The 17,015-nt window shown below is 69.4% G+C and carries 17 protein-coding genes; 6 read left to right on the top strand and 11 right to left on the bottom strand.

The features are described 5' to 3' along the window. Positions 1–37: 37 nt before the first annotated feature. Complete coding sequence (locus tag EQ874_RS13595; protein WP_129977103.1) at positions 38–1,930, bottom strand: propionyl-CoA synthetase; 1,893 nt, start codon at positions 1,928–1,930, stop codon at positions 38–40. 131 nt (positions 1,931–2,061) lie between these two features. On the opposite strand from EQ874_RS13595, the gene EQ874_RS13590 reads away from it, so the two are divergent. Further along, entirely contained in the window at positions 2,062–2,736 is a 675-nt protein-coding gene (locus EQ874_RS13590; RefSeq protein ID WP_129977102.1) for a GPP34 family phosphoprotein, read from the top strand. 16 nt (positions 2,737–2,752) lie between these two features. Here the strand turns inward: EQ874_RS13590 and EQ874_RS13585 are convergent, their stop codons facing one another. The 10 genes from EQ874_RS13585 to EQ874_RS13540 form a co-directional block, all read right to left on the bottom strand. Continuing rightward, a complete protein-coding gene (locus tag EQ874_RS13585) occupies positions 2,753–4,258 on the bottom strand; it encodes a carboxyl transferase domain-containing protein (RefSeq protein ID WP_129977101.1) in 1,506 nt (501 codons plus the stop codon). 119 nt (positions 4,259–4,377) lie between these two features. Then, positions 4,378–5,571 carry an ABC transporter permease gene (locus EQ874_RS13580; RefSeq protein ID WP_129977100.1) on the bottom strand — a complete coding sequence of 398 codons (1,194 nt, stop codon included), beginning with the start codon at positions 5,569–5,571 and terminating at the stop codon, positions 4,378–4,380. Further along, the gene (locus tag EQ874_RS13575; protein ID WP_129977099.1) at positions 5,568–6,458 is read right to left on the bottom strand and encodes an ATP-binding cassette domain-containing protein; all 891 of its coding nucleotides are present in this window, start codon (positions 6,456–6,458) and stop codon (positions 5,568–5,570) included. The genes EQ874_RS13580 and EQ874_RS13575 overlap by 4 nt, the downstream gene beginning before the upstream one ends. Beyond that, positions 6,455–6,991, bottom strand: a complete 537-nt coding sequence (locus EQ874_RS13570; RefSeq protein ID WP_129977098.1) for a hypothetical protein — start codon at positions 6,989–6,991, stop codon at positions 6,455–6,457. The genes EQ874_RS13575 and EQ874_RS13570 overlap by 4 nt, the downstream gene beginning before the upstream one ends. Then, on the bottom strand, positions 6,991–7,263 hold the full coding sequence (locus EQ874_RS13565; RefSeq protein ID WP_016934131.1) for a helix-turn-helix transcriptional regulator: 273 nt from the start codon (positions 7,261–7,263) through the stop codon (positions 6,991–6,993). Before EQ874_RS13565 ends, EQ874_RS13570 begins: the two co-directional genes overlap by 1 nt. 69 nt (positions 7,264–7,332) lie before the next feature. After that, entirely contained in the window at positions 7,333–7,707 is a 375-nt protein-coding gene (locus EQ874_RS13560) for a S4 domain-containing protein (protein WP_129977097.1), read from the bottom strand. Next, positions 7,708–9,345: an ABC-F family ATP-binding cassette domain-containing protein gene (locus tag EQ874_RS13555; RefSeq protein ID WP_064064758.1), complete on the bottom strand. Its 1,638-nt coding sequence runs from the start codon at positions 9,343–9,345 to the stop codon at positions 7,708–7,710. Positions 9,346–9,413: 68 nt separating this feature from the next. Then, entirely contained in the window at positions 9,414–10,757 is a 1,344-nt protein-coding gene (locus EQ874_RS13550) for an MFS transporter (RefSeq protein WP_129977096.1), read from the bottom strand. A gap of 115 nt (positions 10,758–10,872) precedes the next feature. Continuing rightward, a complete protein-coding gene (locus EQ874_RS13545) occupies positions 10,873–11,946 on the bottom strand; it encodes a trypsin-like peptidase domain-containing protein (RefSeq protein ID WP_129977095.1) in 1,074 nt (357 codons plus the stop codon). Continuing rightward, positions 11,943–13,073: an NAD(P)-binding domain-containing protein gene (locus EQ874_RS13540; RefSeq protein WP_129977094.1), complete on the bottom strand. Its 1,131-nt coding sequence runs from the start codon at positions 13,071–13,073 to the stop codon at positions 11,943–11,945. The genes EQ874_RS13545 and EQ874_RS13540 overlap by 4 nt, the downstream gene beginning before the upstream one ends. Positions 13,074–13,204: 131 nt before the next feature. Here EQ874_RS13540 and EQ874_RS13535 point away from each other — a divergent pair, with 131 nt between their 5' ends. The 5 genes from EQ874_RS13535 to EQ874_RS13515 all read left to right on the top strand — a co-directional run bounded on the left by EQ874_RS13535 (position 13,205) and on the right by EQ874_RS13515 (position 16,971). Then, a complete protein-coding gene (locus EQ874_RS13535) occupies positions 13,205–14,095 on the top strand; it encodes an SPFH domain-containing protein (protein WP_129977093.1) in 891 nt (296 codons plus the stop codon). Between the two features lie 12 nt (positions 14,096–14,107). After that, a complete protein-coding gene (locus EQ874_RS13530; RefSeq protein WP_016933661.1) occupies positions 14,108–14,311 on the top strand; it encodes a hypothetical protein in 204 nt (67 codons plus the stop codon). Between the two features lie 6 nt (positions 14,312–14,317). Next, the gene (locus EQ874_RS13525) at positions 14,318–15,001 is read left to right on the top strand and encodes a DUF2332 family protein (RefSeq protein WP_129977092.1); all 684 of its coding nucleotides are present in this window, start codon (positions 14,318–14,320) and stop codon (positions 14,999–15,001) included. A 123-nt stretch (positions 15,002–15,124) separates the two neighbouring features. Further along, entirely contained in the window at positions 15,125–15,856 is a 732-nt protein-coding gene (locus EQ874_RS13520; protein WP_129977091.1) for an enoyl-CoA hydratase, read from the top strand. Then, positions 15,853–16,971: an MBL fold metallo-hydrolase gene (locus EQ874_RS13515; protein WP_129977090.1), complete on the top strand. Its 1,119-nt coding sequence runs from the start codon at positions 15,853–15,855 to the stop codon at positions 16,969–16,971. The genes EQ874_RS13520 and EQ874_RS13515 overlap by 4 nt, the downstream gene beginning before the upstream one ends. The last annotated feature ends 44 nt before the right edge of the window (positions 16,972–17,015 follow it).

Genomic DNA, 17,015 nt, shown 5'->3' with positions numbered 1-17,015 from the left:
TCCGTCCGCTGCCGTGTACACCCTCCGTGGCGTGCCGTCAGCCGCCGAGTTGCTGCTTCAGCGCGTCGAGCACCGCCGGATCCTCGATCGTCGACGGCACGGTGTACTCCTCGTGGTCGGCGATCTGCCGCATCGTCTTGCGCAGGATCTTGCCGGAGCGTGTCTTCGGGAGAGCCTGGACCACCGTCACATCGCGGAAGGTCGCGACCGCGCCGATCTGGTCGCGGACCATCGCGACGAGCTCTCGGCGCAGGGTCTCGGGATCGATCTCCACGCCCGCCTTGAGCACTACATAACCCGACGGGCGCTGACCCTTGAGTTCGTCGCGGATGCCCACCACCGCGCATTCGGCGACGGCAGGATGTCCGGCCACCACGGCCTCCATGCTGCCGGTCGAGAGCCTGTGCCCGGCAACGTTGATCACGTCGTCGGAGCGGCCGAGGACGAAGACGTAGCCGTCCTCGTCGATGTACCCGGAATCGCCGGTGAGGTAGTAACCGGGGAATGTGTCGAGGTACGAGCGGCGGTAACGATCCTCGTCCTGCCACAGGCCGGCCAGGGTGCCCGGCGGCAACGGCAGCCGGACGACGATGTTGCCCTCGGTGTTCGGATCGACGAGCCTGCCCTCGCCGTCGACGATCTCGACCCGGTATCCCGGAACCGGGACGGTCGGGGAGCCGGCCTTGAGCGGCATCGCCTCGAGGCCGCGCAGATTGGCGGCGATCGCCCAGCCCGTCTCGGTCTGCCACCAGTGGTCGACCACCGGACGGTCGAGCACCTTCGTCGCCCAGTAGTAGGTGTCGGGGTCGAGGCGTTCACCGGCGGCGAAGAGCGTCCGCAACGAGTCGATGGGGTACTTCTTCAGCTCCTCGGCATTCGGATCCGCCTTGCGCACCGCGCGAATCGCGGTGGGGGCGGTGAACAACGCCTTGACGCCGTTCTCGGCGATGATCCGCCAGAACGCGCCCGCATCGGGTGTGCCGACGGGCTTGCCCTCGTACATCACCGTCGTCGCGCCCACCAGCAGCGGACCGTAGACGATGTAGGAGTGGCCGACCACCCAGCCCACATCGGAGGCGGTCCACCACACGTCGCCCGGGTCGATGTCGTAGATGTTGTGCATCGACCAGGTCAGAGCTACGGCGTGCCCGCCGTTGTCGCGCACCACGCCCTTGGGCTTCCCGGTGGTGCCGGAGGTGTAGAGGATGTAGAGCGGGTCGGTCGCCGCGACCGTCACGGGCTCGGCGGGAGCGGCGTCGGCGCAGAGTTCGTCCCAGTCGAACCACGCCGCGGAGGAGGTCTGGTAGTCGGCCGCCGAACCGGGGATCTGCTCACGATCCTTGACGATCACGGTGTGCGGCGGCGTCGGCGACAGACCGATCGCCTGCTCGACGATCGGCAGGTACTCGATGGTGCGGCCCGGTTCGAGACCGCCGGAGGCCGTGACCAGCACGACCGGCTTCGCGTCGTCGATGCGGGTCGCGAGTTCCTTCGCGGCGAACCCACCGAAGACCACCGAGTGCACCGCCCCGATACGGGCGCAGGCGAGCATCGCGATCGCGGCCTCGGGGATCATCGGCATGTAGACGATCACGCGGTCGCCGGCCACGACACCCTGGTCGCGCAGCACCCCGGCGAACGTCGCGACTTCGTCGAGCAGCTCTGCGTAGGTGTAGGTGCGCTTCGCGGGGACCATCGCCGAATCCCAGATCAGCGCCGGGCGGTCGCCGTGCCCCGCGCGCACGTGCCGGTCGAGCGCGTTGACGCTGGTGTTCAGGGTGCCGTCCGGGAACCACCTGTACGACGGTGCCGCCGAGTCGTCGAGAGCTCGCGTCGGCGCGCTCTCCCACTCGACCGCCTGGGCGGCCTCGAGCCAGAATCCCTCGGGATCCTCGGTGCTCCGGCGGAACGCCTCCTCGTACGAGCCCATCGCTTGTGTCCTTCCTCGACGGTAGTTGTGGACCGAACCACTCTATGGGACCTGCGGTGGGGGCGACCTCGTGTCTGCGTCGGACGGACACGATCGCGCGACGAGCGGGCGAAGTGCCTACCCTGACTCGCATGACCTCGATAGCGGAAGACCTTCTGCTCCTGCTGCTCGACGACGAATCGGGGAAGCCGCTCGTCGACGGAGTGAAGTTGCCCCGTGTTCTCGCGGGTGCGGTGCTCGTCGAACTCGCCCTCGACGACGTGGTGGCGGTCGACACCGAGGGGAAACAGGTGAGAAAGGGGCGGATCGTGATACGCACCGAGGCGCGACCCGCCGACCCGATCCTCGCCGAGGCGGTCGAACGGCTCCGCTCGGGCAGGCCGGTGAAGCCGACGGTGGCCATCGAGAAGCTGCAGAAGGGCCTCCAGGAGAAGCTTCTCGCACGGGTCGTCGAGCAGGGCTCGGTCTCGGAGGAGCGGGGGAAGATACTCGGTGTCTTTCCGACGACGAAGTGGCCCGCGAGCGATTCCGGCCACGAGGAGCGCGTCCGTGGCCCGATCCGCACGGCGTTGATCGACGGCCTGACCCCGGACCCACGCACCGCGGCCCTGATCGCGCTGCTGTCGGCGGCGGATGCGGCGCCGAAGGTGTTCCCGGACGCCGACAAGCGGGCGGTGAAGAAGCGGGCGAAGGAGATCGCGCAGGGCGAGTGGGCGGCCGAGGCGGTGCGCGACGCCGTCGCATCGGTCAACGCGGCGATGATGACGGCCATCGCTGCGGGTGGAGCGGTGGCGGGTTCGAGCTGATCCGGATCGCGCCGGGTCAGGAGGGCACGCCGAGCTTCCGATACCGCTCGATCCGTCGCCGGTACCGTTCCTCCGCGGGTTCGTCGGTGAGGACGGCGAGTTCGCGCGCGACCGCCGCGCCGACCCGCTTGACGAACGAGACGGGTTCCTCGGTGGCGTCGGGGTGCTCGGGGACGACCGCGTCGACCACACCGTTGCGCAGCAGGTCGCGGGAGCGGATCCCTTGATCCTGCGCCATCCCCGGGGCGTGGGTGGTGTCGCGGTGCACGATGGCGCTGGCACCTTCGGGTGGGAGCGGTGCGAGCCAGCCGTGCTGCGCGCACAACACCCGGTCGGCGGGCAGCAGGGCGAGCGCACCTCCTCCGGTGCCCTGGCCGAGCAGCACCGACACCGTCGGGGTGGGCAGAGTGACGAGATCGGCGAGGCAGCGGGCGATCTCGGGTGCCAGCCCGCGCTCCTCGGCCTCCTTCGACAGCGAGGCGCCCAGGGTGTCGATGACGAGCACCAGCGGCAGGCGCAGTTCGTCCGCCAGCCGCATCGCGCGCCGGGCTTCGCGCAGCGCACCCGGCCCCATCGTGCGTTCGGGCGACTGTCCCGCGCGGTCCTGGCCGAACATCACGCACGAGACGCCGCGGAACCGGGCGAGCGAGAGCAGCACGGTGCGGTCGGACTCGCCCTGCCCCGTTCCGGACAGGGGTACCTGTGCGGAGGCGGCGTGCCGCAGCAATTGCCGGATGCCGGGTCGTTCGGGACGTCGGCTGAGCATCACCGACTGCCAGGCCGGGATGTCGGGGACGTCGTCGACGGCGGTGATCGCCGGACTCGCTGCCACCTCGGGCCGGTTCGGCTCGACCAGCACGCGCAGCAGCCGGTGCACCACCTGCCGCACACCGCCGAGGGGCACGACCCCGTCGATCACGCCCTTGCGGTACAGGTTCTCCGCCGTCTGCACGTCTTCCGGGAAGTCCTCCTGATAGAGCGCCTTGTAGACGCGCGGGCCGAGGAAACCGACGAGCGCGCCGGGTTCGGCGGCGGTGACGTGCCCGAGCGACCCCCACGACGCGAACACGCCACCGGTCGTCGGATTGCGCAGGTACACGAGATAGCCGAGATGGGCGGCCTTGTGGGCAGCGACGGCGGCGGCGATCTTCACCATCTGCACGAAGGCGAGGGTGCCTTCCTGCATGCGGGTGCCGCCCGAGGTGGGGGACGCGAGCAGGGGCAGTCCCTCGGCCGTCGCGCGTTCGACGGCGGCAACGATACGTTCGGCGGCGGCGACACCGATAGAGCCTGCGAGGAAGGAGAATTCGCACACGATCAGCGCGACGCGCCGGCCGTGGACGGTGCCCGAACCGGTGAGCACGGATTCGTCGACGCCCGACTTCTCGGCGGCCCTGCCCAGATCGGCGAGGTACTTCTCACCGGCCCCGACGTCGATGGGCGGAACGTCCCAGGAGGCGAAACTGCCCGGGTCGAGCACCTTGTCGATGAACTCCTGCGCCGAGATCCTGCCACCGGCCACGTTGCCTCCACCTGTCCTCGTCGGTCGAAGGTCAACCTATACCGACGCGAACGAGGGGGAGAATATGTGCGGCGTCTTGCGAGAAACCGCACATATTCTCCCCCTCGAAGCGGGATCGGCTATCGGCCGAGCGCTTCCTTCCACGTGACCGTCCGGCCGATGCGCAGGATCGACCGTTGGTAGATGCGCGCGGCGATCACGCTGAGCACTCCGATGGCGATCACCATGAGCACGATGGTGCCGACGATCTGCACCGGCGTGGCAACACCCGCGGCGATGCGCAGGGGCATGAGGATCGCCGAGAACGGCGGGATCCAGCTCAGCGTGGTGCTCCATCCGGCCTCGGGGTCGTCGACCGACGAGAAGGCCGCGAAGAACATCGCAAGGATGAGGAACACCAGCGGGCCCGAGGTGGAGTTGACGTCCTCCTGCCGAGACACCATCGACCCCGCCGCCGCGTAGAGCACGGCGAAGAACGCGAAACCGAGGACGAACCAGCCGAGGGTGCCGGCGAGAACCCCGAGGGCGGTGCCGGTGATCGTGAGGGTGCCGGTGGCGAGTGCGGTGCCGACACCGACCGCGCCGTAGGCGGTGAGCTGCAGGAGCCCCACCGCGCCGATGCCGAGGATCTTGCCCCACAGCAACTGCAGCGGCCGCAGGGTCGACAGCAGCAGTTCGACGACCCGCGACGACTTCTCCTCGACGACACCCATCGCGACGTACATGCCGAACATCAGGATCTGCATGTACAGCAGGACCACGGCGATGATCGAGAGGATGATGCGTTGTCCCTGTTCGGGATCCGGCGGGTCGAGGGCGTCGACGGTCACGGTCGCCGCGGCCACGTCGGCCGCGACCGCAGCGGGATCGACACCGCGATCGGTCAGTGCGGCGACCTGGGCCTGCTGCACGACCGCGGCCTCGACGACAGCCCGGACGTCGGTGTCGAGTTCCGATTCGGTGATCGCCGTGACGGACGCACCGTCGCCGGGCACGAGGGCGACGTCGAGATCGCCGGAGGACACCCGGTCGCGCGCGGTGGCGGCATCCGGAACCTCGGAGACCTCGAGCGGGGTGCCGACGGTCTCACCGAGCGACTCGATCGTCGTCTGCAGAGCGGGTGCACCCACGACTCCGACGGTGGGTCGATCCTCGCCGCCGCCGGACAGGATCGAGGTGGCGACGATGCCGACGACGATCGCGACGAGGATGATCGCGTTGCTGATCAGGAAGCTCTTCTTCCGGACCTGCGTGACGAACTCGCGCGACGCGACGAGACCGACCGCTCGGGCGTTGCTCAACGGGGCGCTCATGCGGACACCACCTCTCGGAACAGCTCGGTCAGGGACGGGCGCCGGAGTGAGAACTCGTGGACGGGGCCGGTGGCCAGGGCGGCCTTGAGGATCAGCTGGTCGTCGGCGCCGGGGGTGACGGTGAGCACGGTGCGCTCGTCCTCGTACTCGGCGTGGGTGACTCCCGGCAGACCGTCCGCCCAGCCGCGGGGTGCGTGCGGCGCGTGGACGACGAGAAGCGCGTCGCCGCCGGCGCGCAGGTCGTCGACGGTGCCGACGGCGCGCATCCTGCCCGCGCCGATGATGCCCACCCGGTCGCACAGGCGCTGGACCAGGTCGAGCTGGTGACTCGAGAACACCACCGGCACACCCTCTTTCGCCTTCTCCACGAGGACGTCGCTCATGACGTCCACGGCCACCGGGTCGAGTCCGGAGAACGGCTCGTCGAGCACGAGCACCTTCGGGTCGTGCACGAGGGCGGCGGCGAGCTGCACGCGCTGCTGGTTGCCGAGCGACAGGGCGTCGACGGTGTCGCCGAGGCGTTCGGCGATGCCGAGCCGCTCGGTCCACCGCTGCACCGCCTCCGTCGCCTCCGTTTTCGAGAGTCCGTGCAGCCGAGCGAGATAGGCCAGTTGCTTGCCGACCTTCATCTTCGGGTACAGGCCGCGTTCCTCGGGCATGTACCCGATGTTGCGGCGCATCTCGAGGTCGACGGGCCGCCCGTCGATGCGGACCTCGCCGGCGTCGGCGGCCAGGACGCCGAGCGCGATCCGCATGGTGGTGGTCTTGCCCGCTCCGTTGCTGCCGACGAAGCCGAACAACTCACCGGGGCGGACTTCGAAGCTCACGCCGTCGAGGGCGATCTTGTCGCCGTAGCGTTTCGAGAGAGTGTCGATCGTCAGTGTCACAGCACGTCCTCCGGGTCGTCGTCGGGGCGGGTCCAGGCGAGCAGAACAGCGGGCAGGCAACCGCTGAACAGTATCGAGGCGAGAGCGAATCCGCCTGCCGAGTAGGCGAGTGCCCGATAGTCGATCGATGCGATCGAGGCGCTCCACAGCAGCGCGAAGATCGGCAGCATCAGCAGCCCCTGCGCCACGGACAGGCCGATCGAACGGGCGCTGTTGCGCTCGGCGATCTCACGTTCGTCGAGCGCGTGACGCGGAGCGTCGGATTGACGTCCCGACACGATCTGCAGGCACGTCCACGTGGGCAGGAAGACCAGCACGACCGGCAACCAGGCGATCGCCGCCCGCATCGTGAAGTACGACGCGATCGCGGTGACGAACATCAGCGCGATCAATGCCACGACCGCGCCGGCGAGGATGCGGCGGCGGCGTCGGGTGCGCCAGTTCGGCATCCATCCCGCGGTGATCTCCTCGTTCTTCAAGAACCGGCGGGTGCGGTAGTCCTCGTAGCGGTCGAGCAGCGATTCGGTGGTCATCAGGCCTCCTTCCGAGGCTTGTACAGCTCCGTCGACAACGGCGTGAACTCGGTGCGGGAGAAGACGGCTTCGACCGGCAGTCCGAACACGTCGCAGATGCGGAAGGCGAGATCGAGACTCGGATAGTGGTCGCCGCGTTCGAGTGCGCCGACGGTCTGCGGGTTCACGTCGATGAGCGCGGCCAGTTGTGCGCGGCTCATGCCACGCTCCGCGCGCAGGACGCGGATGCGGTTGTAGATGGGAAGTGTTTCCCCACGGCGTACCGGACTCATGGAACAAAGTGTTAGAAAAACACAACGATTTGTCAACTGCTGTAGACGACTCCCTGCTCAGTGGGTTGTTCAGTCGTCGTCGACTCCGCGGAGCCGATCGAGCTCGCGGCGCTCCTTCTTCGTCGGGCGACCCGCTCCGCGGTCCCGGCGGGGAAGCGCGGCGAGGATCTCCTTCGGCGGAGGCGGGGGACTGTGATCGATGTAGGCGGTGGCGGCGATCGGTGCGCCCACCCGCTTGTTCACGAGCTGGGTGACCTCGACGATCTTCTCCGTGCCGTGGGCACGCACACGGACCTCGGCGCCGAGCGTCACCGGTGTCGACGGTTTGGCCGTCGCACCATCGACCCGGACGTGCCCGGCGCGGCACGCACTCGCCGCGGCGGACCGGGTCTTGAACAACCGGACCGACCACGTCCAACTGTCCACCCGCACGCTTCCACCCATCTACAGCAACTCCTCACTCAGCGTCCCGCCGTCGAGCATCCATCGACGCGTGGTCCGCGTGGTCTCCAGCATGCGGCGATCGTGCGTGATCAGCAGCAGAGTGCCCTCGAAACTGTCGACGGCCTGCTCGAGTTGCTCGATCGCCGGCAGATCGAGGTGGTTGGTCGGTTCGTCCAGCACCAGCAGATTGACACCGCGGGCCTGCAGCAGCGCGAGCCCGGCGCGGGTGCGTTCGCCCGGCGACAGCGACGACGCCGTCCGCAGGACGTGGTGCCCCTTGAGGGCGAACTTCGCCAGCAGGGTCCGCACGTCGGCGTCCGGCCACTCGGGCACGTTGCGTCCGAACGCCTCGACGAGCGGTTCGTCGCCCTCGAACAGGCTGCGGGCCTGATCGATCTCGCCGACCAGCACACCCGACCCCAGCGATGCGCGCCCGGAATCCGGTGCGACGGTGCCGAGCAGCAATCGCAGCAACGTGGATTTCCCGGCCCCGTTCGGGCCGGTGACGACGATGCGGTCGCCCCACTCGACCTGCGTGGTGATCGGGCCGAGGACGAAGTCGCCCCGCCGGACGACGGCATCGTCGAGGGTCGCGACCACTGTGCCGCTGCGTGGGGCGGCGGCGATGGACATGCGCAGTTCCCATTCCTTGCGCGGCTCCTCGACGACGTCGAGTCGCTCGATGCGCCGCTGTGTCTGCCGGGCCTTCGCCGCCTGCTTCTCGGTGGCCTCCGCGCGGTGCTTGCGTCCGATCTTGTCGTTGTCCTTGGACTTGCGACGTGCGTTGCGCACACCGTGCTCGAGCCAGTTCCGCTGCATCCGAGCGCGTTCCTCGAGCTGGGTCTTCGTGTCTGCGTATTCCTCGAACTGCTCACGGGCGTGCCGGCGCGCCACCTCACGCTCGACGAGATACGCCTCGTACCCGCCCTCGTACACCGAGATCTGCTGCTGCACGGGATCGAGTTCGACGATGCCCGTCACCGTGCGCGCGAGGAATTCGCGGTCGTGGCTGACGACCACCAACGCCGTGCGTGTCTCGTCCACGAAGCGTTCGAGCCGTTCGAGCCCGGCCAGATCGAGGTCGTTCGTCGGCTCGTCGAGCAGCAGGACGTCGTAGCGCGACAGCAGCAGTGCCGCCAGCCCGGCGCGGGCGGCCTGGCCACCGGAGAGCGCCGTCATCGGAGCGTCGAGGCCCGCTTCCAGGCCGAGGTCGTCGATCACCTTCTCGGCGCGCTCGGCGAGGTCGGCCCCGCCGAGCGCCAGCCACCGTTCGAGCGCCGGGGTGTACTCGTCCTCGTCGGAGTCGCCGAGTCGCTCGGCAGCGGCGTTCATGACGTGTTCTGCCGCCGCGACACCCGTGCGACGTGCGAGGAAACCGAGGATCGTCTCGCCCGGCACCCGTTCGGGTTCCTGGGCGAGATAGCCGATGGTGGCGTCGGGCGGGCTGAGTATCACGGAGCCCGTCACGTCGGCGTCCCCCATCCCCGCGAGGGTTGTGAGCAGCGTCGATTTTCCGGCGCCGTTCGCCCCCACCAGGCCGATCACATCGCCGGGTGCGACGGTGAGATCGAGTCCGTCGAACAGGACACGTTCCCCGCGGGAGGCCGACAGGCCGTTGATACGAAGTGTTGCGCTCACGCACCGAGTATCCCGGGTGCGACGAGTCCGAGGTCCGGCGCGGGTCGGTACCGGCCACGAGCGGCCCCTCAGCCGCCGCACTCCGCGGGCACGATCCCACCGTCGCCCACCGGGACGGCGTCGAGTGGATTGTCGATCTCGTCGCGCCGCGTCCGGGCCGCGACGATCACGATCACCGCGGCGACGGCCGGCACCGACCCGGCGATCGCGAAGGTCGGCGCGAGCCCGACCGTGAGGGCCAGCGGCCCGGCCACGGCCATGGACAGCGGCATGAACACGATCGAGACGAAGAAGTCGAGACTCGAGACCCGACCGAGCAGGTGCGCGGGCACCCGCCGTTGCAGCAGCGTTCCCCACACGACGGATCCGGCGTTGAACAGCGCGCCGACGACGAACACCGCGGCGATCATGATCGGTACCGACCCGGAGACCCCGATGACGGCGAGGGGGACGCAGCCCAGGCCCCACATCAGGAGCGGGACGGTGAGATAGCGTCTCGGCAACCGGAGCGACGCCACGATCGTCGACCCGACGGCGCCACCGACGCCGAAACCCGCCATCACCATCGCGTGCTGGGATGGCCCACCCCCGGTCGACTCGCGGATCGCGAACGGGATGAGCACCTCGATCGGTCCCAGCACACAGAGGACCGCGACGGATCCGAAGAGGAGCGTTCCGAGCAACCAGGGAGTGCGCACGGTGAACCGCACGCCTTCCGCGAGATCGTCCACGACGGAACGGAAACCGCTGACTCCGCCCGTCCGTGCACCGGCCCGGCGGACCGCGGTCGGACGCATCGCGAGAATGCACAGTGCCCCGGCCACCTCGAGGAGCGCGACCATGCACAACGCGACTGCGGGGGACGAGGCGGCCACGACAGCACTCGCCGCCGCCGGGCCGGCCGCCTGCATGAGCGTCGGCCGGAGCACTCCCTCGACGCCGTTGGCAGCGAGCAGGTCCTGCGGAGGGACGATGGAGGGCAGCAACGCCGAATAGGCCGGGAACTGGACGCCGTTCGCCAGCCCCAGCGCGAACCCCACGACGGTGAGATGCCCGAAGGTGAGCGATCCGCCGACGGCGAGTGCCGCCTTCACCGCCACCAGCACCGCACGTGCGATGTACGTCGTGAGAAGCAGGGTGCGCTGGGGAATCCGGTCGGCGAGGACACCGCCGGCAAGCGCGACGAGGAGCATGCCGACCGCTGGTCCGACTGCGACGGAGGACAGTTCGGCCGGACCGCCACCCATGTCGACGACCTGCCACACCACCGCGATGAGCCAGGTACCCACGGACAGCAGTCCCGCCGCGAGCGCCAGGACCAGCAGGCGGTACTGCGGGTGGGCAAACGGCCGCACGGGCCCGCGCGCCAGGCGTGGACGCCTGTGCGTCGGTGGTGCGGTGTGGTTGCTCATCGTCTTTCCCCGGTCGTCGAGCGGTCCGATGAGATCTTGCGACCTCGAGGCGACTCCAGGTCGAGTGTCTTCGCCGGCCGGCCCGGGAATCAACCGGTTTTCGTGAACGGCGACGTCAGCGTGCCGGTCCGGATTCGAGAACGATCTCGGTGGAACGCTTTTCGCCACCCTCGGTGGTCCACTCGATCGACACGACATCGCCGGGACGCCGCCGCAGCAGTCGTTGCTCGAGTTCGGCGGTCGACGAGACCGGCTCACCGTCGAAGGACACCACGACGTCGCCGGCATCGAGTCCGGCACGGTAGGCGGGACTGCCGTAGGACACCCACAGTACCTCGACACCGAGATCCTGCCCGTCCTTGCGAGCGGTGGTGACGCTCGCGCCCAGCCGCGGCGTGGGACCCACGTGCACCGATCCTTCGCTCACGCCTGCGCGCACCTGCTCGACGACCGTGATCGCCTCGGCGATGGGCACGGCATACGCCTCGGGGCTCGTCCCGGGCGAGGTGTCGGTGTTCCGTTGCACGGCACCCGCGGTGTTGATGCCCACGACCGTTCCGTAGTCGTCGACGAGGGGACCACCGGAATCGCCCGGGCGGATCGGGGCGTCGGTGCGGATCATCCCTGTGAGACGGTGTCGCGACCCGTTCGTGGCATCGCGCACCACGACGTTGCGGTCGAACTCGACGATGGTGCCGGGGGTGGCCACGACGACTCCGCCACCCTCCGAGTTGCCGAACGCTGTGACGCGGGAACCCACCGGCGGCAGGATGTCGGCGATCGTCGCGGCCGGGAGATCGCTCGCGGTGCCGAGCTGCAGGACGGCGAGATCGCGTTCGCGGTCGTAACCGAGAACCTCCGCGTCGTAGATCGATCCGTCGGCACCGCTCACCGCGCTGATGTCGGTGGCTCCGCTCACCACATGATGATTCGTGACGACCGTGCCGTCGGGGGTGAGCACGATCCCGGTGCCCGTCATCCCGGTCCAGCCCGCGCTCGCATCGATGGTCACGACGACCGGCACGGTACGCGCGACGAGCTCGTCGGCCGTCAGCGGTGTCGGTGGAGGTGCGGCCGGCGCCGGCGGTGGGGGAGGAAGGGCGATGTCGACCAGGGCCGGCGACGAGGCGACGAGGCTGGCGGTGGTCGCGAGGGCGACCAGCAGTACCGATCCGCCCCGCCCACTCACTGCTGCGGTACCTCGCCGGTGAGATGGTCGAGCAGTTCGCGCGCGGCGGCGCGGCCGGCCCGGTTCGCACCGATCGTGGACGCGGACGGACCGTACCCGACGAGGTGGATGCGCGGATCCTTCGCGACCCGGGTCGCGAGGCGGCCGGCCATGGTGATGCCGCCACCGGAGTTGCGCAACGACAGGGGAGCCAGGTGGTCGAGGGAACTGCGGAAACCGGTGCACCACAGGATGACGTCGACGTCGAGGGTTCGGCCGTCGCTCCACCGGACACCGGTCTCCGTGATTTCGGAGAACATCGGCGACCGCTCCAGTGCACCGCGTTCGCGTGCGGCGCGCAGCGCCGGGGTGAGGGGGAGCCCGGTGACGGAGACGACCGATCCGGGTGGCAGTCCGCGCCGCACCCGGTCCTCGACGAGCGCGACGGCGGCGTGACCCCGTGCGGACGTGAAAGGTTCGTCCCTCCAAGCGGGTTCGCGACGTGTCACCCAGGTGGTCTCGGTGACGCGGGAGATCTCGTCGAGGAGTTGCACCGCCGAGATGCCGCCGCCGACGACGAGTACGTGCTGTCCGGTGAACTCGTCGGCCGTCCGGTAGTCCTTGGTGTGCAGTTGCCGCCCGGTGAACTGCGCGGCCCCCGGATACCACGGGACGAAGGGCCGCTCCCACGTGCCGGTCGCGTTGACGATGCCGCGGGCGGCGTAGACGGTCGACTCGGTCTCCACGCGCATCCGGTCGCCGCGGTCGCATACGACCCGGACCGTGGTCGGGCGATGGACGGGAAGGTCGAACTCCTTCTCGTAGGCGGCGTAGTACTGCGGTACCGCCGAGGCCGCCGGGACTTCTCCCGCGGAGGTGTCGACGACGTCCGCGAACGCGAGGCCCGGCAGGTCGTGGACGCCGTTGACGGTGCTCAGGGTGAGCGACGGCCAGCGGTCCTGCCATGCCCCGCCGGGGCCGAACGAGCGGTCGAGGACGACGAATCCGGTCTCGGGTGCGACTCCGAATCGCGTGAGGAAGTAGGCGGTCGACAGGCCGGCCTGTCCGGCGCCGATGACGACGATGTCCACCGGTGTCGCGTCGGCGGTGCGCGTGTCGGCAGCATCGAGTGCCTCGTCGGCGACCATCACGAGCCTCCCTCTCGGATCGTTGTCCTTCATCATGCCGCGCTCGCGGACCCTGCGCGGAGCGAACGCTGTCGCCCACCGAATAAATGTGATATCACTTTTATATCGCTTTGACTCTGGGAGGTAGGAACATGAATGTCGTGCAATCGTCCGTCACCACCGAGCGGCCGGGCGCCTCGTCCAACGGTTGGCCCGTACTGATCGCCGCTCTGGTCGCGGTCGCCGTCGGCGCCGGGCTGATCGGCTGGGGAGCGGTCGAGGTGACGGTTCCCCTGATCGTCGTCGGTGCTGTGATCGCGGTGCTCGCCCTCGTGTCGCTCGCCGGACTCGTCCTCGTCGAACCGAACGAGGCGCGCGTCCTCCAGCTCCTCGGCAGTTCGTACACCGGCACCCTGCGTGAACCAGGTCTGCGCTGGATGAACCCGCTCAACACTCGGCGCAAGATCTCCACACGCATCCGCAACCACGAGACCGGCAAGGCCAAGGTCAACGACGCCGACGGCAACCCCATCGAGATCTCGGCGGTGATCGTGTGGCAGGTCGAGGACACCGCGCGGGCTGTCTTCGACGTCGACGACTTCGAGGAGTTCGTCGCGGTCCAGACCGAGGCCGCGGTCCGCCACATCGCCGGCTCCTACCCGTACGACGGTGCGCCGGAAGTGATGTCGCTGCGCCAGAACGCCGACGAGATCACCACCAAGCTCTCGGCCGAGGTCCACGACCGCGTGCAGTCCGCCGGTATCCGCGTCATCGAGACCCGCATCAACCAGCTCGCCTACGCGCCCGAGATCGCCCAGGCGATGCTGCGACGCCAGCAGGCCGGTGCCGTCATCGCCGCCCGCGAGCAGATCGTCAAGGGTGCCGTGTCGATGGTCGGAACCGCACTGGCCCGCCTCGAGGCCGAACACACCGTCGAACTCGACGAGGAACGCAAAGCTGCGATGGTCTCGAACCTCCTCGTCGTATTGTGCGGCGACCAGAGTGCTCAGCCCGTCCTCAACACGGGATCGCTGTACCAGTAGGGATCATGCGGCATGCCCGAACGTAAGAAGGTGTTGCTGCGCCTCGACCCGGCAGTCCACGACGCGCTCGCGCGGTGGGCTGCCGACGAGTTGCGCAGCACCAACGCTCAGATCGAATTCCTGCTCCGGCGCGCCCTCGCCGATGCCGACCGGCTGCCACGCGAGGTGGGCCGCATGCGCGGGCCCGGCCGTCCACGTGCCGACGACGAGGAGTGAGCAGACATGGCCGGCACGGCGCGAGGGAGAACTGCCACCGACGAGACGGGGCGCTACGCGGTGCTCCACCCGGCGATCACCGAGGCTGCCCACCGCGCGGAAGCGACCGCGATCGGTCTGATCGATGTGGGGCGCCCCGCAGCCCTGAACCTGTGTGTCGACCGCGTGGGCATCACCTACAGCGACGGCCTGTTCCTGGGCGACCCGGATTCTTCTGTGCAGGCGAACTGTTCGATCGTCCACGGCGGGTCGGTCCCGGGCCGGGCGATGCCTCCTGTGGTCGCGCGCGTCGCGGTGACCCGCAACAGGCCCGACAGCGAGGACGTTCTGTTCGCCGCGGATCCACCCCTCCGGTTCCGCGGCGACATCGTGGACCTGCTGCCCGAAGCGATCGCGGCCGTACCCGAGGATGCTCTGCCCGTCGTGACGACGACCTGGGCGCTGTCGCGTCTCCCCGTCGCCCGGCGTCCCCTGTTCGTGCAACGACTCCGGGCCGCCGCTGCGGGACGAACGGTCGCGTGGGTGTCGGCCGAGGGGGTGGGCGTCGCGCCGTCGGTCCCGACACTCGGCGATCGCCCTGCCTCCGGCCACAGCATCGTCGGCATCGCGCTGTACGGGGGGTCTCGGCAACGCGTGGATGCGGTGGCGCGCTGCTGGTCGCGGGGCCGGCTCCTCGACTGGTTCCACTGATGTCGGTGGTTCCACCCCCGCTCGGCGGGGCCGGACCCACCGAAATCGGATCAGGCGATCAGTGCACGCTCGAACTGATGGAATGATGCGGGGTGTCCGGTGACGAAGGGATGGGGATCGCACATGATCGGGATCAGCCGCGACGGCGACGTCGTGACCGTGGAACTGCAACGCGAGGAGCGCAGGAACGCGCTCAACACGCAGTTGTGCGTGGAGATCCGCGAAGCGGTGGAGAAGGCCGTGGCCGACGACGCGCGGGTCACGGTGATCACCGGACGGGGCACGAGCTTCTGTGCCGGCGCCGACCTCTCCGGCGACGTCTACGCCGAAGGATTCACCGACAGCCTCGCCGAGATGTTGCGCACCATCGTGGAAGCCCCGATCCCGGTGATCGCGGCCGTCAACGGCCCCGCCATCGGTGCCGGCACCCAGCTCACGCTGGCCGCAGACCTCCGGGTCGTGGCTCCCACCGGGCGTTTCGCGGTACCCGCTGCACGACTGGGCATCTCGGTCGATCGCTGGACCGTCCGGCGACTCGCCTCGCTCCTCGGCGGAGGTCCTGCGCGCTCCGTCTTCCTCGCCGCCGAGCCCGTCCACGCCGAAGAAGCGCTCGCGCGCGGACTCGCCAACCGCATCGGTGACCTCGCCGACGCTCAGGCATGGGCGGGCGAGATCGCGAAACTCGCGCCGCTGTCGTTGCATGCGATGAAGTTGTTCCTCAACGACGACGGCACCCGCGACGAGGCCACCCCCGAGCAGACCGCCGCGCTCGCCGCGGCGTGGCTCAGCGAAGACGTCCAGGAAGCCCGGCTCGCTCGTGCCGAGCGCCGCGACCCGATCTTCCGCGGACGATGAACATCCGGTCTGCGGTCTCCGCCGCCCTCGCGGGCGCGGGCACGCTGTGGGTCGCACGCGCCGTGAACGGGCTGCCAGGTTCCCTCGGCGCCTCGGTCTCCGACATCCGCCCCTACGCCGCCGCGTCGCCCCGTTACCGGGACGGTAGGTTCCACAACACCGATCCGGCGTCCGTGCTCGGCCCCGAGGAGGCGGGCGGTTTCGCGAAGGACCTGCTCACTCGCGGATCGCGGGGGAGACCTCGCGCCGAGGTGCCGTTGTCGCCCTATCTCGCTCCGGTCGACGCGGCGGAGCTCGCCGTGACGTGGTTCGGGCACTCGAGTGCGCTTGTGGAGGTCGACGGTTACCGGGTGCTGTGCGACCCGGTGTGGAGCGAGCGGGTCTCGCCGTCACCGACCGTCGGCCCGGCGCGCCTGCACCCGGTGCCGGCCGAGTTGCAGACCCTGCCGCGCCTCGACGCGGTGGTGATCTCCCACGACCATTACGACCATCTCGACAGGTTCACGGTCGAGAGTCTCGCCGTGCTGCAACCGACCGCCCGCTTCGTCGTGCCGCTCGGTGTGGGCGCGCACCTGCGCAGATGGCGGATCGCCGAGGAACGCATCGTCGAACTCGACTGGGACGAGCACGTCGAGGTGGACGGGCTGCGCATCACGTGCACCGAGGCCCGGCACTTCTCCGGACGCGGTCTCCAGCGCAACATCACCCTGTGGTCGTCGTGGGTGTTCACCGGACCGACGCGCCGGGTGTTCTTCGGCGGCGACAGCGGCTACACCCCGCGGTTCGCGGATGTCGGTGAAGCCTACGGCCCGTTCGACCTCACGCTGCTGCCCGTCGGCGCCTACGACAAGCGCTGGCCCGACGTGCACATGAATCCCGAGGAGGCGGTGCGCACGCACCTCGACCTCGGAGGTGTCGACCGGCGCGACAGTCTGCTCGTCCCCGTGCACTGGGGAACCTTCGATCTCGCCTTCCACGCCTGGTCGGAACCGGTCGCCCGGCTGCTACCCGCGGCGAGGGAGTCGGAGGTGACCACCGCGGTGCCGATGCCGGGGCAACGGATCGATATATCCAAGCCCGTCGCGGTCGATCCGTGGTGGCTTGCGTCGAGCTGATCCACCCGCCACGACGCCGGTTGTTCGCTTTCGTACCCTAATCT

The organism is Rhodococcus sp. Q1, assembly GCF_004153645.1.
Classification (GTDB): Bacteria; Actinomycetota; Actinomycetes; order Mycobacteriales; family Mycobacteriaceae; genus Rhodococcus; species Rhodococcus gordoniae.
The sequence above is the reverse complement of the archived record's forward strand: the minus strand, read 5'-3'. Positions and strand labels throughout refer to the sequence as shown.